Origin of the sequence: Pseudomonas sp. GL-B-12, from assembly GCF_019955895.1 — a bacterium.
Taxonomy (GTDB): Bacteria; Pseudomonadota; Gammaproteobacteria; order Pseudomonadales; family Pseudomonadaceae; genus Aquipseudomonas.
The window spans coordinates 104433-122541 of the sequence record NZ_JAHBCX010000066.1; the positions used below are offsets into that span (position 1 = coordinate 104433).

At 52.4% G+C, this 18109-nt stretch carries 16 protein-coding genes and 3 pseudogenes; 16 read left to right on the forward strand and 3 right to left on the reverse strand.

Annotated features, from left to right (window positions below):
* Nucleotides 1-18 precede the first annotated feature (18 nt).
* The 9 genes from KGA85_RS27805 (at nt 19) to KGA85_RS27845 (ending at nt 10037) form a co-directional block, all read left to right on the forward strand.
* On the forward strand, nt 19-1155 hold the full coding sequence (locus KGA85_RS27805) for a glycosyltransferase family 4 protein (protein ID WP_223456231.1): 1137 nt from the start codon (nt 19-21) through the stop codon (nt 1153-1155).
* Nucleotides 1156-1158: 3 nt separating this feature from the next.
* Entirely contained in the window at nt 1159-2403 is a 1245-nt protein-coding gene (locus KGA85_RS27810) for a glycosyltransferase family 4 protein (RefSeq protein WP_223533253.1), read from the forward strand.
* Entirely contained in the window at nt 2400-3257 is an 858-nt protein-coding gene (locus tag KGA85_RS27815; RefSeq protein WP_223456233.1) for a dTDP-4-dehydrorhamnose reductase family protein, read from the forward strand. The genes KGA85_RS27810 and KGA85_RS27815 overlap by 4 nt, the downstream gene beginning before the upstream one ends.
* A 33-nt stretch (nt 3258-3290) precedes the next feature.
* On the forward strand, nt 3291-4301 hold the full coding sequence (locus KGA85_RS27820; protein ID WP_223456234.1) for a polysaccharide biosynthesis protein: 1011 nt from the start codon (nt 3291-3293) through the stop codon (nt 4299-4301).
* The gene (gene wecB, locus KGA85_RS27825) at nt 4294-5421 is read left to right on the forward strand and encodes a non-hydrolyzing UDP-N-acetylglucosamine 2-epimerase (protein WP_223543549.1); all 1128 of its coding nucleotides are present in this window, start codon (nt 4294-4296) and stop codon (nt 5419-5421) included. The genes KGA85_RS27820 and wecB overlap by 8 nt, the downstream gene beginning before the upstream one ends.
* Nucleotides 5422-5440: 19 nt before the next feature.
* A complete protein-coding gene (locus tag KGA85_RS27830; RefSeq protein WP_223456236.1) occupies nt 5441-6403 on the forward strand; it encodes a UDP-glucose 4-epimerase family protein in 963 nt (320 codons plus the stop codon).
* Between the two features lie 64 nt (nt 6404-6467).
* Nucleotides 6468-7493, forward strand: a complete 1026-nt coding sequence (locus KGA85_RS27835; protein WP_223456237.1) for an MraY family glycosyltransferase — start codon at nt 6468-6470, stop codon at nt 7491-7493.
* Nucleotides 7494-7594: 101 nt separating this feature from the next.
* The gene (locus KGA85_RS27840) at nt 7595-9589 is read left to right on the forward strand and encodes a polysaccharide biosynthesis protein (RefSeq protein ID WP_223456238.1); all 1995 of its coding nucleotides are present in this window, start codon (nt 7595-7597) and stop codon (nt 9587-9589) included.
* Between the two features lie 112 nt (nt 9590-9701).
* Nucleotides 9702-10037 (forward strand): ComEA family DNA-binding protein, encoded by a 336-nt coding sequence (locus tag KGA85_RS27845; RefSeq protein WP_223456239.1) that lies wholly within the window; start codon nt 9702-9704, stop codon nt 10035-10037.
* Between the two features lie 323 nt (nt 10038-10360).
* Here KGA85_RS27845 and KGA85_RS27850 read toward each other — a convergent pair whose 3' ends face one another.
* The 3 genes and pseudogenes from KGA85_RS27850 to KGA85_RS27860 form a co-directional block, all read right to left on the reverse strand.
* Complete coding sequence (locus tag KGA85_RS27850; protein WP_223543550.1) at nt 10361-11725, reverse strand: hypothetical protein; 1365 nt, start codon at nt 11723-11725, stop codon at nt 10361-10363.
* Between the two features lie 708 nt (nt 11726-12433).
* On the reverse strand, nt 12434-14131 hold the full coding sequence (locus tag KGA85_RS27855) for a right-handed parallel beta-helix repeat-containing protein (RefSeq protein ID WP_223456241.1): 1698 nt from the start codon (nt 14129-14131) through the stop codon (nt 12434-12436).
* Between the two features lie 85 nt (nt 14132-14216).
* Nucleotides 14217-14906: pseudogene (locus tag KGA85_RS27860) on the reverse strand (group II intron maturase-specific domain-containing protein); the annotation flags it as partial.
* 322 nt (nt 14907-15228) lie between these two features.
* Between KGA85_RS27860 and KGA85_RS31200 the strand changes: the two are divergent.
* The 7 genes and pseudogenes from KGA85_RS31200 to KGA85_RS31525 form a co-directional block, all read left to right on the forward strand.
* Complete coding sequence (locus KGA85_RS31200) at nt 15229-15519, forward strand: recombinase family protein (RefSeq protein WP_263287520.1); 291 nt, start codon at nt 15229-15231, stop codon at nt 15517-15519.
* Nucleotides 15519-15854, forward strand: a complete 336-nt coding sequence (locus tag KGA85_RS31205) for a recombinase family protein (protein WP_263287521.1) — start codon at nt 15519-15521, stop codon at nt 15852-15854. The genes KGA85_RS31200 and KGA85_RS31205 overlap by 1 nt, the downstream gene beginning before the upstream one ends.
* 262 nt (nt 15855-16116) lie before the next feature.
* Nucleotides 16117-16394, forward strand: a pseudogene (locus KGA85_RS27870) (hypothetical protein).
* A gap of 130 nt (nt 16395-16524) precedes the next feature.
* On the forward strand, nt 16525-16821 hold the full coding sequence (gene ihfB / locus KGA85_RS27875) for an integration host factor subunit beta (RefSeq protein WP_108215432.1): 297 nt from the start codon (nt 16525-16527) through the stop codon (nt 16819-16821).
* 27 nt (nt 16822-16848) lie between these two features.
* Entirely contained in the window at nt 16849-17088 is a 240-nt protein-coding gene (locus tag KGA85_RS27880; RefSeq protein WP_223456243.1) for a lipopolysaccharide assembly protein LapA domain-containing protein, read from the forward strand.
* 573 nt (nt 17089-17661) lie between these two features.
* Nucleotides 17662-17862, forward strand: a complete 201-nt coding sequence (locus KGA85_RS27885) for a hypothetical protein (protein ID WP_223456244.1) — start codon at nt 17662-17664, stop codon at nt 17860-17862.
* Nucleotides 17847-17966, forward strand: a pseudogene (locus tag KGA85_RS31525) (UDP-N-acetylglucosamine 2-epimerase (non-hydrolyzing)); the annotation flags it as partial. The gene KGA85_RS27885 and the pseudogene KGA85_RS31525, both read left to right, overlap by 16 nt.
* Nucleotides 17967-18109: the final 143 nt, after the last annotated feature.

Consider the following 18109-nt stretch of genomic DNA (forward strand, 5'->3'; position numbering starts at 1 on the left):
TTGAGCAAAAGGTTTTCCATGAAGATAGTTTTCAACGCGCTCTCTGCCCGTCTAGGTGGAGGTCAGACATATTTGATTAATCTTTTTCAGTTCGTACCCTTCGACAAGGATCTTGAGATCCGCGTGTTCGCCCCTTCGTCACTCAAGCTGCCGGATCACCCAAGGATCCGTCGCGTCGAACCTGCCTGGCCGACAGAAAATCCGCTTGTCAGAGCCTTGTGGGAAAAGTGGGTGTTACCCGGTATCTTGAAGGCTGAAAAGGCTGACCTGCTGTTTTGTCCCGGGGGGGTAGTGGGCACTCGTGCACCAGCCGGTTGCAAGGTTGCGACGATGTTTCGGAACATGATTCCATTTGATTTGCGCGTACGAAAAAGTTTACCATTCGGGTTGCAACGGATCAGAGATTGGTTATTGAACCGCATTATGCTCAAGAGCATGACTGAAGCTGATTTGACGATATTTATTTCAAATTATGCACGAGGGGTCATCGAATCGCTGACCAAGGTTAAAAACGCCGTTACTATGCCTCATGGAATTGGTTCTGTGTTTCGGACGCACGGCAAAAGTACTGTTCGCCCGGATTTTTTACCAGGGAGCGAGTACATTTTATATGTGTCGAGATTTGACGTTTACAAGCATCATTTTCAAGTGGTCAGTGCTTACGGGAAACTACCTCAAGAGCTTCGCGAAAGGTTCCCGCTGATTCTTGTCGGGGAAACAAATCTGCCGGAAGCTGAGCGCGTAAAGACTCTGGTTTCAACGCTGGGCCTTGAAGGCCAGGTCCTGCTACTGGGCGCTATTCCTTATCAGGAACTTCCTCCTCTGTATCACCACGCTTATCTGAATCTCTTTGCCTCGTCGTGCGAGAACTGCCCGAACATACTTCTTGAAGCGCTCGCTTCAGGTCGGCCAATGATCTGCTCCAATGTTATGCCCATGCCGGAGTTTGGCGCGGACGCAGCATTGTATTTTTCGCCGTTTGATTCCCAAGACATAGCAGACGTATTGACAGAAGCTTTAACAAGTCCGGAACTCTTGAAAAAGCTGGCCGTTGCAGCGGTTGCGCAAAGTGATAAGTTTGATTGGGAGAAAACCTCAAGAAGAACGTGGTCCGAGTTGCTGGCGCTGGCCAAGTTGCGAAAAGCAGGTGTTTGATAAATGAGAGTTCTCGTGGTGTCGCAGTATTTTTGGCCGGAATCATTTATTATCAACGACCTGGTCAAGAGCTTGTCTGCTCAGGGGCATATCGTAAAAGTTCTTACCGGCAAGCCGAATTACCCCGATGGCATTGTGTTCGACGGCTACAATGCCGCCGGATATCAGGAAGAAAGTTACGAAACGACAGTTAGCGTATGCCGTGCGCCGCTTAGACCTCGCGGCTCTTCGGGCGCAAAAAACCTGATACTGAATTATTTGTCTTATATCGTAAATGGGTTGAAATTTTACCCGGATGCTGTAAGGGGCGAGCGTTACGACGCAATTTTTGTGTTTGCACCTTCCCCGATTACGTCGGTCATTCCCGCCATCTATTTGAAATGGAAGCTCAAGAGTCATCTGGCTGTATGGGTTCAAGATCTCTGGCCAGAGAGTTTGAGTGCGACGGGATTCATCAGGAATAAATTGCTCTTGCGCGTGGTAGGGTGGATGGTCAGAGGCATTTACGCCTGCGTTGACACTTTACTCGTTCAGTCGAAGGCATTCCGGGAGCCGGTTGCTCGCTATGCTGATCCCGGCAAGGTCGTGTATTACCCAAATTGTTATCAGGATACTCCGCCAGGCTCCGAAGAGACCCGGATTCCAGTATCGCTGCTCGCGGAGCTCGAAAACCATTTCTGTCTCGTTTTTGCTGGCAACCTGGGGACCGCGCAATCGGTCGAAACCCTGGTTGAGGTAGCAGACAGGCTTCGCCATCTATCCAATCTCCGAATTGTGCTGGTCGGCAGCGGTAGCATGCTGAGCTGGATCGAAAGCCAGAAAAAATCCCGATCATTGGACAACCTAGTCCTCGCCGGCCGGTTTCCGGTAAGTGAAATGCCACATTTTTTCAGTCGTGCCACGGGATTGTTGGTGACGTTGAAGCAAGATGAGGCGTTCTCCTATACCATTCCCAGTAAAGTCCAGGCTTACCTTGCAGCGGGGAGGCCGATTGTGGCCGCGCTGGATGGCGAAGGGGCTCGGGTCATTCAAGAGGCCAATGCAGGCCTGACGAGCCCGGCGCAAGATGCCGAAGGTATGGCCAGGTGCATTGAGCAACTTTTCCACATGAGTTCGGATGAACGGGAATCATTGGGGCAGTCGGGCAGGGCGTACTACCTCGAGCATTTCGAAATGGAGCGTCAAAGCCAGCGTCTCGTCGAAATCCTCTGTACCAGGATCAATGAATTGAAAGGTAGCTCAAAATGAAAGTTCTAGTGTTAGGGGTCACCGGGATGCTGGGTAGCACGGTGTTCAGGCAATTCCATGGAAACCCACGCTATGAGGTGTGGGGCACTTTACGTAATCCAGGTGGCGCAAAATACTTTTCAGACGAAACTCGCAGTTCGTTAATCAGTAATGTTGACGTGCTGGACCAGGACTCGCTGGTTTCGGTGCTGGCACGGGTCAAGCCGGATGTCGTCATTAACTGCGTCGGCTTGATCAAGCAGCTGGCCGATGCCAAGGATCCCCTTTCAGCGCTTCCCATCAATGCCATGTTGCCGCATCGCATTGCCAAGTTGTGCGAACTGTCTGGCGCTCGCTTGATTCACATCAGTACCGACTGCGTGTTTTCCGGACGTAAAGGGCTTTACACTGAAGAGGATGTCTCCGATGCGGAGGATCTCTACGGCAAGTCCAAGTACATTGGCGAGCTTCATGCCCGACCGAATGCAGTCACTCTCCGGACTTCAATCATCGGTCATGAACTGGGAAGCCAGTACTCACTGGTGGATTGGTTTCTATCCCAGAACGGGTCCGTCAAGGGCTACGAAAAGGCCATTTTTTCGGGGCTTCCTACCGTGGAGCTGGCGCGTGTCATTCGAGATTATGTGATCCCGAACCCGGAGCTTAAGGGTCTTTATCATGTCTCGGTGGCACCTATTGATAAATTGTCTCTGCTGAAATTGGTGGCAGAAGTTTATGAAAAGGAAATCGATATCGTCGCCGACAGTGATCTTTCTATTAATCGTTCGCTGGACTCATCAAAATTCCAATCCGCGACCGGTTATGTTCCACCTTCATGGTTGGAATTGGTCAAATCAATGCGCGCAACGCGTTGATCATTAAATACAATCAAGTCTTGGATGGTAGTTATGTTTGATAATAAAATTTTGATGATCACGGGCGGCACAGGGTCATTTGGTCATACAGTGTTGAAGCGTTTTCTTGATACAGACGTAAAAGAAATTCGTGTATTCAGCCGCGATGAAAAAAAACAGGAAGATATGCGCATTGCCCTGTCGAACGACAAGGTGAAGTTCTATATCGGTGATGTTCGCGATCGCGATAGCCTTGATCAGGCCATGGTCGGTGTGGATTACATTTTTCACGCTGCAGCATTGAAGCAGGTGCCTTCCTGCGAGTTCTACCCTATGGAAGCCGTGCGTACTAACGTCATCGGTACCGAAAACGTTTTGAATGCGGCGATTGCTTCGGGTGTTAAGCGCGTTGTCGTGCTAAGTACCGACAAGGCTGTTTATCCAATCAATGCCATGGGTATTTCCAAGGCCATGGCTGAAAAACTGATGGTGGCCAGGTCGCGGATGATTCCGGCAGCGGGACCTGTGATCTGCGCAACTCGTTACGGCAATGTCATGGCCTCGCGCGGGTCAGTGATCCCGTTGTTTATCAACCAATTGCAAAATGACGAACCGCTGACCGTCACTGATCCGAACATGACCCGCTTTCTGATGTCGCTGGAGGACTCTGTCGACCTGGTGTTGCACGCTTTCGAGCATGCCGAGCAAGGCGATATTTTCGTTCAGAAAGCACCTGCCTCGACAGTCGCGGACCTGGCGCAAGCGCTCAAGGAACTGTTCTCTCGCGACAATACTGTCAAGGTCATTGGCACCCGTCATGGCGAAAAACTCTACGAGTCGCTGATTTCCCGTGAAGAAATGGCCAAAGCCGAAGACATGGGGCGTTACTATCGAATCCCGGCGGACAATCGCGACCTGAACTACAAGAAATTCTTTGTTGAAGGTGAGCAGGAGATTTCCGATCTTGAAGATTACACCTCGCATAACACTGAGCGTCTCGATGTTGAAGGCGTGAAGAAAGTTCTTTTGAATCTGGAATACATTCAGGAGAAACTTGATGCTTAAGGTCATGACGCTGGTCGGCACGCGACCAGAGCTTATCAAGATGAGTCGTGTCATTGCTGAGCTGGATAAGCAGGTCAACCATGTGTTGGTCCACTCCGGCCAAAACTACGACTTCGAATTGAATCAGGTGTTTTTCGACGATCTTGAAATTCGAAAGCCCGATTACTTTCTGGGCGCCGCTGGCGATACGGCTGCCAAGACCATCGCCGAGGTGATTTCCAAGGCGGATGAAGTATTTGAAGTTGAAAAGCCGGACGCGCTTTTACTCTATGGCGATACCAATACCTGTCTTGCAGTCATTGCCGCCAAGCGCCGCAAGATTCCCGTATTCCATATGGAAGCCGGCAATCGCTGTTTTGATCAGCGAGTTCCCGAGGAACTGAATCGCAAGGTGCTCGATCACCTGAGCGATATCAATATGGTGCTGACCGAGCATGCCCGGCGTTATCTGATCGCTGAAGGGATTCGTCCTGAAACCATCATCAAGACAGGTTCGCATATGGAGGAAGTGCTCGACTATTACATGCCGAAAATTCTCATTTCCGACGTGCTGGTTCGAGAGGGGCTGGAGCAGGATAAATTCTTCATCATCAGCGCTCACCGAGAGGAAAACGTCGATACGCCGGAGAACCTCCGGGATTTGCTCAAGACGCTGCGAGCCTTGGCCGACGAATATAAGTTTCCGATCATCGTGTCCACTCACCCCCGCACCCGCAAACGTCTGGAGGCGATAGGCGAATCGCTGGATCACCCGTTGATCCGTTTTTCCAAACCATTCGGTCTGCTTGACTACATCAAGTTGCAGATGTCGGCGTTTTGCGTCCTGTCCGATAGTGGCACCATCACTGAGGAAGCCTCTCTGCTGAACTTGCCTGCCATTACCATCCGTAATGCACATGAGCGTCCGGAAGGGATGGACGAAGGGACTCTCATTATGAGTGGCCTGAAAGTGGATGGCGTTCTCAATGCCGTACGTGTGGTGACCAGTCAGCATAATCGTGATCAGCGTGTCATCCCCGTGGTCAGGGATTACCAGGCGGGTCCGGTGTCCAAGCAGGTGGTTCGGGTCGTATTGAGTTACACCGACTACATCAACCGTACTGTCTGGTCGAAACCCTGAGCGGCGTCGAGGTTTGAAAATGCGTGTTTTGTTGACAGGTGCCACTGGTTTCGTAGGCCGTGCAGTCCTGGGCCGGTTAGCGGCTTCTGAAGATCTGGAACCGGTGGCCGCCATTCGCGGGCATGCCCTGCCTGACTGTCCGGCGCGCGTTACAACTGTTCAAACCTCCGGGCTCGCTAGTGATACCGACTGGTCGCAAGCGCTGGATCGGGTGGAGGTCGTCATTCACAGCGCGGCGCGTGTCCATGTGATGAATGACACCGAGTCCGATCCGCTGGTTGCGTTTCGCAAAGTGAATGTCGAAGGCACGCTGAATCTTGCCCGGCAGGCGGCTGGCCAAGGGGTTCGACGTTTTGTGTTCATCAGCTCGATCAAGGTGAATGGTGAAGGTACGCCCCTCAATGAACCCTATCTTGCAGATGCTCCACCCGCGCCAGCGGACCCCTATGGCGTTTCAAAAATGGAGGCCGAGCGAGGGTTACGCGAAATTGCCATCGATTCAGGGATGGAGGTCGTGATTATTCGTCCTGTGCTCGTTTATGGCCCGGGTGTCAGGGCCAATTTCCTGAGCATGATGCGCTGGCTGGACAAGGGGGTGCCGCTGCCATTCGGGGCTATCCATAATCGACGCAGTCTGGTCGCGCTCGACAATCTTGTTGATTTAATAGCGACCTGTATTCGTCACCCTGCTGCAGCGAATCAGATTTTCCTTGTTAGTGATGGGGAAGATCTGTCCACTACGCAGCTGTTGAGGCGCATGGGGCAAGCCCTGGGCAAGCCTGCACGGTTGTTGCCTGTTCCGAGTGTACTGCTTGAGCGAGGAGCGCAGCTTTTAGGCAAGCGGGCTTTATCGCAACGGCTTTGCGGGTCGTTGCAAGTCGATATAAGCAAAACTCGAAAACTGCTGGGTTGGACTCCTCCCGTCAGCGTCGATGAAGCTCTGGTGTCGGTTGCGAACTACTACAAGGACAGGCAGCGATAAGCTGGCTAACGGCAGTGCTGGTTCAATTGCAAAATTGATTTTGGCTGTTTCAGGAAGTTGATCTTTGAACACAATTTGGTTGTTGGCTGCTGTGGTTGGTGTTTCATTTTTGGCCACGGGTGCATTGCGCAAATATGCCTTGGCACGCAGTTTGATAGATATTCCGAATTCACGAAGTTCACATTCGGTCCCGACACCGCGCGGTGGCGGTGTGGCCATCGTCCTGAGTTTTCTGATTGCGTTACCGGCGCTTGTCTGGGTAGATGACATGGCCTGGCCCATGGCGTTGGCTCTACTTGGAGCCGGTGGGTGGATTGCAGTCATAGGTTTTCTTGACGACCATGGACACATTGCTGCCCGGTGGCGCCTGCTGGCGCATTTCGCTGGTGCGATCTGGGCATTGTTCTGGATTGGCGGCATGGCCCCGATCAATGTGTTCGGTTACGAAATAAGTCTGGGATGGTTTGGTTATGTCATCGGGGCTTTTTTTCTAGTCTGGATGCTCAACCTCTATAACTTTATGGATGGTATTGATGGTCTGGCGAGCGTCGAAGCGATTTGCGCCTGTGTCGGTGCTTGTCTGGTGTATTGGATTGGCGGTCATGTGAGTCTCTCCATTGCCCCGTTTGTGCTGACAATGGCCGTACTCGGTTTCCTTGTCTGGAATTTCCCGCCAGCGCGTATTTTCATGGGCGATGCCGGGAGTGGTTTTCTAGGCATAGTGCTGGCGGTGTTGGCCCTGCAGGCCGCATGGACTGCACCGGTGTTTTTGTGGGCATGGCTTATCCTGTTAGGAGTATTCATTGTTGATGCCACTTTTACCTTGCTGCGACGCCTGTTGCGTGGTGACAAGGTCTATGAGGCTCATCGCAGCCATGGATACCAGTACGCTTCACGGAAATTCGGCAGCCATCGTGTGGTCACAGTCGCAATAGCCGCTGTCAATTTGTTGTGGTTATTGCCGGTCGCTATATTGGTCGTCATGCAGTACCTGGATGGTGCGACAGGATTGATTCTTGCCTATGTGCCTTTGGTGGCGCTGGCTTTCAAATTCCACGCTGGCGAGTTGGAAATCGCGAACAATGCGTGATGGTTGCTCTGGCTATCACGCAATGCCTTATCCACAAGAGATACCAAAAGCTGTAGTTGCTGTATCAATGCTAGGAGCTTCGAGAGGTGTTTAGAGGGGTTATGGATAAGATTCGGGCACATTTATTAAGTCTGCCAAGACGACATAAGCGAATTTTGCAGGTTCTGACTGATATTTTTCTGGTCTGGTTTGCCTTGTGGATGGCGTTTGTTGTACGTCTGGGGCTGGACGAGATGGTCAATCCCCTCACTCAGCATGTTTGGCTTTTTGTCAGCGCACCTGTCGTGGCAATCCCCCTGTTCATCCGCTTTGGTATGTATCGCGCGGTGATGCGGTACTTCGGAAATGATGCGCTCATTGCCATTATCAAGGCCGTCACATTATCGTCCCTGATCCTGGGCGTCTTGTTGTACTGGTACAGCAACCATCAGAACGTCGTTCCCCGCTCGATCATATTCAACTACTGGTGGTTGAGTCTTATCATGATCGGGGGATTGCGCTTCGCCATGCGCCAGTATTTTATGGGTGATTGGTTCAGCGCGGTTCAGCATGTTCCGTTTACGAGCAGGGATGATGGCTTGCCAAAAGTCGCGATTTACGGTGCGGGGGCCGCCGGCAATCAACTCGTTACCGCCTTGCGAATGGGGAGGGTCATGCGACCTGTTGCCTTTATCGATGACGATAGTGGTATTGCCAATAGGGTTATTTCTGGGCTGCAAGTATATAAGCCTAAACATATCCAACAAATGATAGACAACACGGGCGCTCAGGAAATTCTCCTAGCCATCCCGTCATCCAACCGTGGTCGCCGCCGCGAGATTCTTGGTTTTCTCGAAGGTTTTCCTCTGCACGTTCGAAGTGTCCCGGGATTCATGGACCTGGCCAGTGGCAGGGTCAAGGTCGACGACATCCAGGAAGTAGACATTGCCGACCTGCTCGGCCGCGATGCTGTTCCGGCTCAGGGGGATTTGCTCGAGCACTGCATCAAGGGGCAGTCCGTTCTGGTTACAGGTGCTGGAGGCTCCATTGGCTCCGAACTCTGCCGTCAGATCCTGGCGCTCGGGCCCACGACACTTTTGCTGTTTGAGCATAGCGAGTTCAATCTCTACAGCATCTTGTCCGAACTGGAACAGCGAATTGCACGAGAGTCATTGCCGATTCGTCTTTTGCCAATTCTTGGGTCTGTGCGCAATCAGGAAAAACTTCTGGATGTGATGAAATCCTGGCGTGTGGATACGGTGTATCACGCCGCGGCCTACAAGCACGTGCCTATGGTCGAGCATAATATTGCTGAAGGTCTGCTCAACAATGTGATCGGCACACTGAATACAGCACAGGCGGCACTTCAGGCCGGCGTCTCCAACTTTGTATTGATTTCGACTGACAAGGCCGTGAGGCCTACCAATGTAATGGGCAGTACCAAGCGTCTTGCCGAGTTGACGCTGCAGGCGCTCAGTCGAGAGATGGCACCGGTATTGTTCGGTGACACGACCAACGTTTCTCGGGTTAACAAGACGCGCTTCACAATGGTGCGATTTGGGAACGTTCTGGGATCGTCCGGTTCGGTTATTCCGCTATTTCACAAACAGATCAAGTCGGGGGGGCCACTGACGGTTACCCACCCCAAGATTACTCGATACTTCATGACCATTCCCGAGGCCGCGCAGCTAGTTATTCAAGCGGGTTCCATGGGGCAGGGCGGTGATGTTTTCGTTTTGGACATGGGGGAGCCTGTGAGAATTGTCGAGCTCGCCGAGAAGATGATCCATTTATCTGGTTTGAGTGTCCGTTCGGAAAAAAACCCGCATGGCGACATCTCTATCGAGTTCACGGGCCTGCGTCCGGGTGAAAAACTATATGAGGAATTGTTGATCGGTGACAACGTGGCTGCCACTCAGCACCCGATGATCATGACTGCCAACGAGGATTACCTGTCCTGGGATGTGCTGAAGGTCAAGCTGAGCGAATTGCTCCGCGCCGTTGATCAAGACGATTATGCGCGTGTTCGCCAGTTGTTGCGCGACACGGTTAGTGGCTACTCCCCGGATGGTGAAATCGTCGACTGGATCTACCAGCAGCGACGCCTGGAACCCTGATTGTTTCATATTTTGCAATGTACATATTTTTGACAGCGCCATGACATAGCCTAAGTTTGAGGAGCAGCCTCGGAAAAGCTGCTTTCTAAAACGCCGTCATGGAGCTTCAATTATGCGTACAGGCTATTTCTACTCTCTGGTTTTTGCCCTTCTCACCAGTGCTCCCGTCGTTACTTTCGCTGCTCCAGCGACCAGTCCTGAGGTGCTCAAAGCACCTCAGGTACTGGATGTGGCCGCCAAGGGGCAAGTGGGCAAAATCGATCTTAATCGTGCCGATTCAGCAACGCTGCAGCGTGAATTGTCGGGTGTAGGCGAGGCCAAGGCCAAAGCGATTGTTGCATATCGTGAAAGCAATGGGCCATTTGCGTCAGTAGATGAACTGCTGGAAGTGAAGGGGATTGGTAAAGCGCTTCTGGACAGAAATCGCGAGAAGATCGAATTGAACTAGACGTGTAGTTGAACGGAAAAGGCCGACCATTGCAGGCTGTGTGAAAACCTAGCAATCTGCTGGCCGGTTAAAGAAAATGCCCGTATGGCAAGATACGGGCATTTTTCTTATGCGCTATGTCCAAGGTGAAAAAACGCTCCTAGTGGCCTGAGCGGTTAATTCATTTTTCTACAAGCGACGATATGTTCATGAGAGATCCTCCGCCAAAAACGAGAAAAGCCCTGCAGCGTAAACCTGCAGGGCTTCTCGGTCAGGCTGACAATCTCATTAAACCCGCCGTAGCGGGTCATGTTGAGATTGAAGCTGTTATGAAGTCATAACGTTTAAGTAACGCTGATTCGTTTCCTCACGTTAACTCCAGCTAATACCGGACAACAAATGAACAGCGTGAACGCGTAAGGCATCCAGACAATTGGCCGCTGATATATACTAAACAGGAACAGCGCGAAAAACAGTAATGCCCATTTCGGCAAATCAGCTCTACGCAGAAGCGCGATAGCAAGCAAAATCATAGAGCCTGCAAAAAGGATCATCCCGATGATCCCAAAGTCCGTGAATATTCTCGTTACCACTTGAGAGACTCCACCAAACGTTACGCTAGCGTCAGAGCTTACCCCGAACATAAGAGTCTTCAAATCTGAAGACCAATAGTCATTGATCAGTTTTTGCATTTCAGGAAGCGATCTATTGTTTATGTACTGAGTCTGACGCAAGGTTGAGGCCGGTAATACAGTGGTGTTTTTCACTACCGAAGCTTCCGATGCCTGCGTCTCTGGAAGGCTAGCAACTAGCTCCGGAGGAGAAGACAATGGTCTTATCAAGCTAGGCGCCGATGCAGTGACGTCGACTCCAGGGCCTTTCGAATTCGTTTCTGTGTGAAAAGAATCTGGCTTGATGACTCCTGCGGCAAGCAGCCCCGCAACTACGCTCAGAGCGAGAGGCGCCAAGGTTGTGGCAGATCGGGTCAGCACCAGCCGAGCAGTAAAACCAGCGACTGTCAGCACTGCAAACGCCAAAGAAAACGAAAGCAGCCCGCCTACGAAAAGTAGGATGGTGGCTGTGGACCTGATCCGGAACCTATGGGCTGCGAGCAGAAATGCTGAAACGGTACCCACCATCCCCGGCTCATCATAAACCGCACACAAACGGTAGAGCGTTCCGCCCCATGGTAGAGACGTCACGTTATTCCCAAGCAATAGCACACCGGGCACATTCAGATAATAGCCCCCCGCTGCGGCCATTACAGGGTTTAGAAGCGGCCTGTGATTAAAGCTGATTTGAAGCCCGAGAATGGCGCCAATCGATACCAAAACACCTGGCAGCAAGCTCAACCCGAAGATAATCGAAAATGCTTTTATAAGCTCGGCTCTTCGACTGTCTTCGAATACGAAGAGCGCTAGCATAGTCGGCAGAACGAAATACCAACGTGTAAAGCTTCCGTCCGTTTTCGGGAGGAAGCTTATGTAGACTATAAAAATTGCCATCATGGCAAAGCCGATCATTTCACTTTTGCGTGGCCTATCACCAGCGATAAACGCGAGCACCGCAATGACGCCAGCCGTTAGTCCGGCAAGTGCAATATGCCTACTGGAGCCCCATAAAAAGTACGGATTCAAAGATGTCCATGAACACAGCGCTAAAGCAGGGGCAAGCAAGAGACTGCCACGATTGACGAATGATGAATACATTCCTGATTTCCTTGAAATACTAAGCCGATAGCCGGCAAGTGTATTGGGCACTCGGGATCTACCTGGCGCTTGCCACAATCGAGTCTCGCTTAGCTCGGGTGAGCTCCACGACGCATACCCTGTCGTAACTTTCCTATTTGATCACCCCCACTGTATCCAGAGAAGCTATCGCACAGGACATGTCAGATTGGGTTTGCTGGGTCCAAGAACGTGAGCCTACTTTGATTAGGCACCCCTCTTGATCTCTTACGGATTTTGGGACCGCATCAATCAGGTCCACATCCGGTATACTACAATCTCTCGCTTCCTGATCTGCCGTTTTCCAAGCTGCAGCTGCTTACTCTACCAAAGACGAGCCCAGCGCAGAGGAAGAAATCAAAACCAGAGCCAACCCCGCCAACCCCGCCAACGTAATCCGTTTCGGCGATGCACAGCGTATTACCTTGGCCAAAGTCATTGCCAGTCGTCCTTTAGGCGAACATATAGTCAGAAGGCCGGCATGCTATCAGCTTTGAGACTGGCCTGCGATAACACACCAGCCGTCCCTCGCATAGGATCGCTTGGGCTACTTCTCCGCTTCAGCCTTCTTGGCTGCAGCCAGAGCTACCTTTTCCGTATCGCAAGGAGGACCGACCTTATGGGTACCGTCGGCGTAGACGAGCTCCGCGCTGATCTTCCCGCTGCGCGGCCATTGTGTGTACTGAATTTTCATCCTACGAGAGCCTCCGCTACGACCGTACCAGAAGAGGCCAAAGCCGCTCCGTTGTAGTAGGTCTGATACTTGTCGAGGTACACCACAGCGCCTGTCACCCCATTGTTCACATGATACAAACGCGCCTTGTTCATATCGTTTCCGCTCAGCACCGTCTTGGTCGTGCCGTTATCGGTAGTTATGGTGCTTGACGGCAAAACGCTGTTTGCATAGTCGCCAGAACGGTTGTCGGGATTGATAGTGTTTCGATGCAGGTAAGGCTTAAAGCAACCCGACAGATAGATGAACGAATCGTAGATGCCCGTGTAGCGGGACGAGTAACCAGGGTGCTCCAACTGATTGATCGTGATTTGAGGCTGTTCGACGTTGATCAACGCCAGCGCCCCGCCGTTGGTCGTGATGTTGTTGTCATGGATGACCATCTGCTGAGCGCCAGACAAGCCGATCACCTCGATACCGCAGTTGCGACCGGTAATCGTGTTGTGCTGGATCGTGAGGCTGTCGCCCATGTAGGTGCCGTGGATGCCGCTGTTGATCCAGCAGCGCTCCACCACGCCTGTGAAGAACCCGTCGAGATTCTTGACGCTATTGTCGAACTCCAGGCCACGCCCCAGAACATCACCGATCTCAACGTAGCCGATACTGAAGTTGGACAGGAAGCAGCCGGCGTTCAGCTTGATGCGCATTCCGAAATCGCCGGTTCCAGCGGTTTTCGGAACCAGGCTGAAGTTATCCCAAGTCCAAAAGCGGCTTGCGGCCCGGCCGGTGGGTGGGGGCACCGTCAGACCAGAGCCCCCATTGAGAATGAAGCGGTCAATGCCTCTGCCAGCGCCGGACCATTTCGGTTGGGAGGTTTGGGTCAAGCCTTGGCTGATATAGAAATCAGCAGCGGGCACATAAAAGTTTCGAATGCCTGCTTGAGCGACATTCCGTGCTGCCTGTGATGGGGCGTAGTCGTCAGTCGTACCATCGCCGACCGCGCCAGCGTCGTATGGATCAACCGGGCGACCCGCACGGCGGCGAATGTAGCGGCCTGTCGCCACACTGGTGAGCTTGAAGACGTCGACCGAATCATCCGCGGCTGTGCTGGTTGCGTTCCAATCGAAGGCGTCACCGCCTCGAGGCACAGGATTCGCCCGCGCGTTGAAGCCACCGCGATAGTCACGCACGATGACCGTAGGTACAGCAGTTGTAAGTGCGCGCATCGCTGCCACCGAGTCGAGCGTCTGGCTACGCAGCGATATCAGTGTTTGCGCTACCGTGCCGCTCACAGGGTCGCCAATCAAAGCAGGACCGCCTTGGGCAGCGAGGCTCTGACGCAGCGATTGATCGCCGACGTCCACCAATCGAGCTAAGTCCATGGCCCACGTCCCGGACAATGTCGCAGGGAAGGAGGCTGGTGTTTTCACCCGCCAGACTGAACCGGCGTAGTCAATCAGCTGTGTGGGTCGCTGCACGGTCAGCGGGGAGCCGGCCACATAGGTGAAATGAACGGGCTCGAAACCGCTTGCCAAGATGAAAGCAGCAAAATCCGTTTCTATGCCTGCCCATGTCTTACGCACATTTCCAAATCGATCAACCCAAGATACCTTGGGTCCATTCATTGCCTCATCGACGTTCGACGCATTGTCGTAAAGCGCGCGTGGATCAGGCGTCCCCAAGGGCAGCGCCCGGGTGTCATATGTATTGGCCATGGGTTTCCTCAGTGATCGAGTAGGAGGCGGATTTCCATCCGCCGTCCTCTCACGCCACCGTACGTACGGTTCCGTATACGGCGGTTCAGGCCATGCGGCTAAGCCGGTTTATCGTATCCAGTATCGAGACCAGACCCAGTCGATCCCACAGTTTCTTCGGTAACGCCTGATTCATGTGTGGCGCTCCCGAGTTCCACCATGGGCCTCGGCCATTGGACGCTGATCTGCAGGCGCGCCCTTCGTTGAGCCCTAAGCGCATCAGGTTTCGTGCCCTCGTCGAGGGCTGCTTCCATTGACGCCGGACGACGCAGCGAAACTTGCGACGCACCCAGCCGTCCAGTCTCTCCAGCGGCCGCTTGCTCTGACTTAGCTTGAAGTAGCCAGCCCAACCGCGCAGTACGGGGTTTATCCGCTCGATGACATACGCCATCTTGTGGCCCCGCGCTCCACGCAGTAGCTCTGCGAGTCGGTCGCGCAAGCGACCCAGACTCATTGTCGCCACTCTCAGCCTTGGCTGTTGATGCCAGCTCATCCCGTAGCCCAAGTAGTCACACATCCATGACCCGGCTACCCGGCTCTTTTCCCGGTTCAGCGTCAGTTTCAGACGCTGCCTCAAGAACCGCTCGACGCCGGCCATCACTCGCTCACCGGCACGACGGCTGCGCACATAAATGTTCGCATCGTCGGCGTAGCGCACGAAACGATGGCCTCGCCGCTCCAATTCACGATCGAGTTCGTTGAGCAGGATGTTCGACAACAATGGCGAGATAGCGCCGGCAACAATAGAGCAAACTCTCGGATAAAATGGGGGCTGTGCATTGCCAGGGAGAGTTTTGCTCCGAGGTATGCGGGATGCCCCGACGTCGAGATTGTTCTCGTCATTGAGGTCATCGCCCCCACTGACGGGAGAATTCAGTCATGAGCCGAAAACCGCGGATCTGGCATATTCGTCTGGCTTTTGAGCCAAATCGATTCTTTTGTGAAGAGCTCGAGAGGGTCTACGAGCAGCTAAAACCGACAGAAACGCGGACTTCCTCAGAGTTGTCGCAATCCCGGTCCCCTGTGAAAAAGCATCGTACTGCCAAGCGAGGTGAGCAATGAGCCAGGCTGTGATGGTGGCGCTCTATGCCCGGGTATCCTCTGACCAACAGGCTAAACGCGGCACGATTGAAAGCCAGATTGCCGCGCTGATGGAGCGGATCGTGGCTGATGGCGCCCAAGTCGTTGAGGACATGCGCTTTATCGACGCCGGCGTCAGCGGCGCGACGCTGATTCGCCCACAATTGGAACGGCTCAGAGACCGCGCTGCACTTGGCTTGGTAGATCGTCTCTACGTCCTGTCCCCCCAGACCGGCTGCCGCGAAAATATGCCCACCAGGCATTGCTGATGGAAGAGCTATCGGCGTGCGGCGTACAGGTCGTATTCCGCAATCATGCCATTGGCGTGACGCTGGAGGAGTCGTTGTTGCTGCAGATGCAGGGCATGATTGCGGAGTATGAGCGGGCCAAAATCATGGAGCGCCATCGTCGCGGCAAGCTTCATGGAGCCAAGCGGGGCAGTATCAATGTGCTGTCGACTGCGCCCTACGGTTATCGCTACATTCGTAATCAACTTGATGGCGCACCCGCACAGTATGTTATCGACTTGGCGCAAGCGGCGACGGTCAGAGCCATCTTTCAATGGATTGGGATGGAGCGACTGAGCATTGTAAGCGACCCATAAACCACACCTCATTTTTGCCAGGTGTGGTTTATGGGTCGCTTACGAAAGAAGTAATCCAGAGCCTGCGCGACAAGCCATTAGCTACTGATGCTCCTGTGCTACCACTCGGGTTGAACAGGATATTGGTTCCCGGGGAGGATTGCAGAAACCCAAGGCGCTTCAGGTTGTCTCTTTCTTTAATCGGATCAGTCATTTATTTGCAGCTAGTCTTATGCCTGAAGGCGAACGACGGTCAGGCGAGGCGTCTGGCATAAGGATGTGAATGAAAAGGCTCATTGTCGTGATTGCCGTACTGACATTGGCGGGTTGTACGACTAATGCAAGGACCCATGCGGTACGCGGGGTCAGTGGCGTCGAGATCGATTGCTCGGGGCTGGATCGGGGTGGGAGAGGTGTCAAAAGCGAGCTGACAGGGAATGTAAGGGGGCAGGTTACAAGGTTGTGGCAAGGTCCGACGACGCCAAGGATGAAGATGAATACTTCTTTGGCTTCAATCCTGCGGGTTTATTGATACGGACCATGTTGGTTATCTGTAGGTGAGCTGTGTGCCGGGGCGCGGACGCTCATGCAGGGAGAGAATGCGGTAAATGCAATGGGCTGTTCAAAATCGTCCGGGCGTGCTAAAACCTTTGAAGCGCTGATCTAGCTGCTTGAAAAAGAAGGGAAAAATATGACGAAGTCGGAGTTGATCGAACGAATTGTCACCCATCAAGGACTGCTCTCATCAAAGGATGTGGAGCTGGCCATCAAGACCATGCTTGAGCAAATGTCCCAATGCCTGGCCACCGGCGATCGCATCGAGATCCGTGGCTTCGGCAGTTTCTCGCTGCACTATCGCGCACCGCGCGTGGGACGCAATCCGAAAACCGGTCAGTCTGTCAGCCTCGATGGCAAGTTCGTTCCGCATTTCAAGCCCGGCAAGGAGTTGCGTGATCGGGTGAATGAGGATGAGGAGGAAGTGTCGTGATAGTAAACGGAGTTTGGGTTGTTACTGATGCCTAATATTAAACGCGTAATGCTTGCGGTTTTGTTGTTGCTATTGATCTTAGTGGTCTTAGTGTTCGTCCTGGAAAACCAACAAACCATTTCGATGGTGTTTCTTGGGTGGACAGGGCCTGCATTGCCCGTGTCGGTAATTGTAGTGCTTTCACTGTTGGTAGGGATGGTGTTGGGGCCTCTATTGTTTTGGCTATTGCTTAGGATCAGGAAGGTGTCGCGGACGTCAGCCAAGTAAATTATAAAGAGATGAGCGTTCGGTTGACGGTTCAGTGATGTTTTCCGGGTATCGGTAATCCATCGTTTTCGATTTGTTATATCTGCAACTTTTTTCAGTTCGGTAGATAGAGCAGTTTCTCAAGAATGCAGGAGAAGTGCGCCTGCTAGTCTGCCTGCCTTGCTTGTCGATGAGATATAACTCTAGTGTGGTATTTATTGGAGTATCTGTACTGCTCAGTCTACGGGCTCGATGGTAGAAACTAGCAGGTTGTTAAGGCTGGAAGAAGATATTAACTTTCGGCAGCGGTAGCATGCTTGAGTTGGGGCAGGAACAGTAAAAATAATCACTGTTTTGATAATTTGTTATTGTTGGAGCGACGTTCTGTGGGTTGCATGTAATAAATATTTGAGAGTTTCTCAGTTTTGTTGGTTGGTTTAAGTAATGAGGAGATATCTCCTGCGCACTATGCAGTAAAGTCCAATCACATCTTGCGGCCGGTTGCCCTATCATGACGGCCTTGCAAGGAGAGAGATCTGCGTGATCGTTGAGTCGGGCGCCTGACTGGTTTGTGATCCTGATAACAGTGCCGCATTGGCGGCGCGCTATTACCGTATCCCAGCAGGTAGTCGTAATCTAAATTATAAAAAGTATTTTGTTGGAGGCGAAGAAGATATTTCTGAACTGGATGATTATACTTCTCATAAAGCGGGCCTTCAGGATGTGTCTGGTATCAAAGTGCTCCTGTTTAAGCTGGATTTTATTAGGGGGGCAGTTGAATGCTTAAGATTATGACTCTGCTTGGCGCTCGACCCGAACTTATTAAAATGAGTCGTGCAATTTTTGGGTTGGATAAGCAATCGAGTCATATTCTGGTGCACTCGAAACAGGGTACCGATATGGCAGTTCGGGTCTTGTAATTGCTAGTCTCCATTGGTCGTTCTGGCTAAGGTATTTCATCCGGGCGAGAAAGAAAAATTCAGGCCAGGCCCAGATGTTCGACTCTTACTGGTGTAAAATGACAGTCGTACGGGAATGAGCG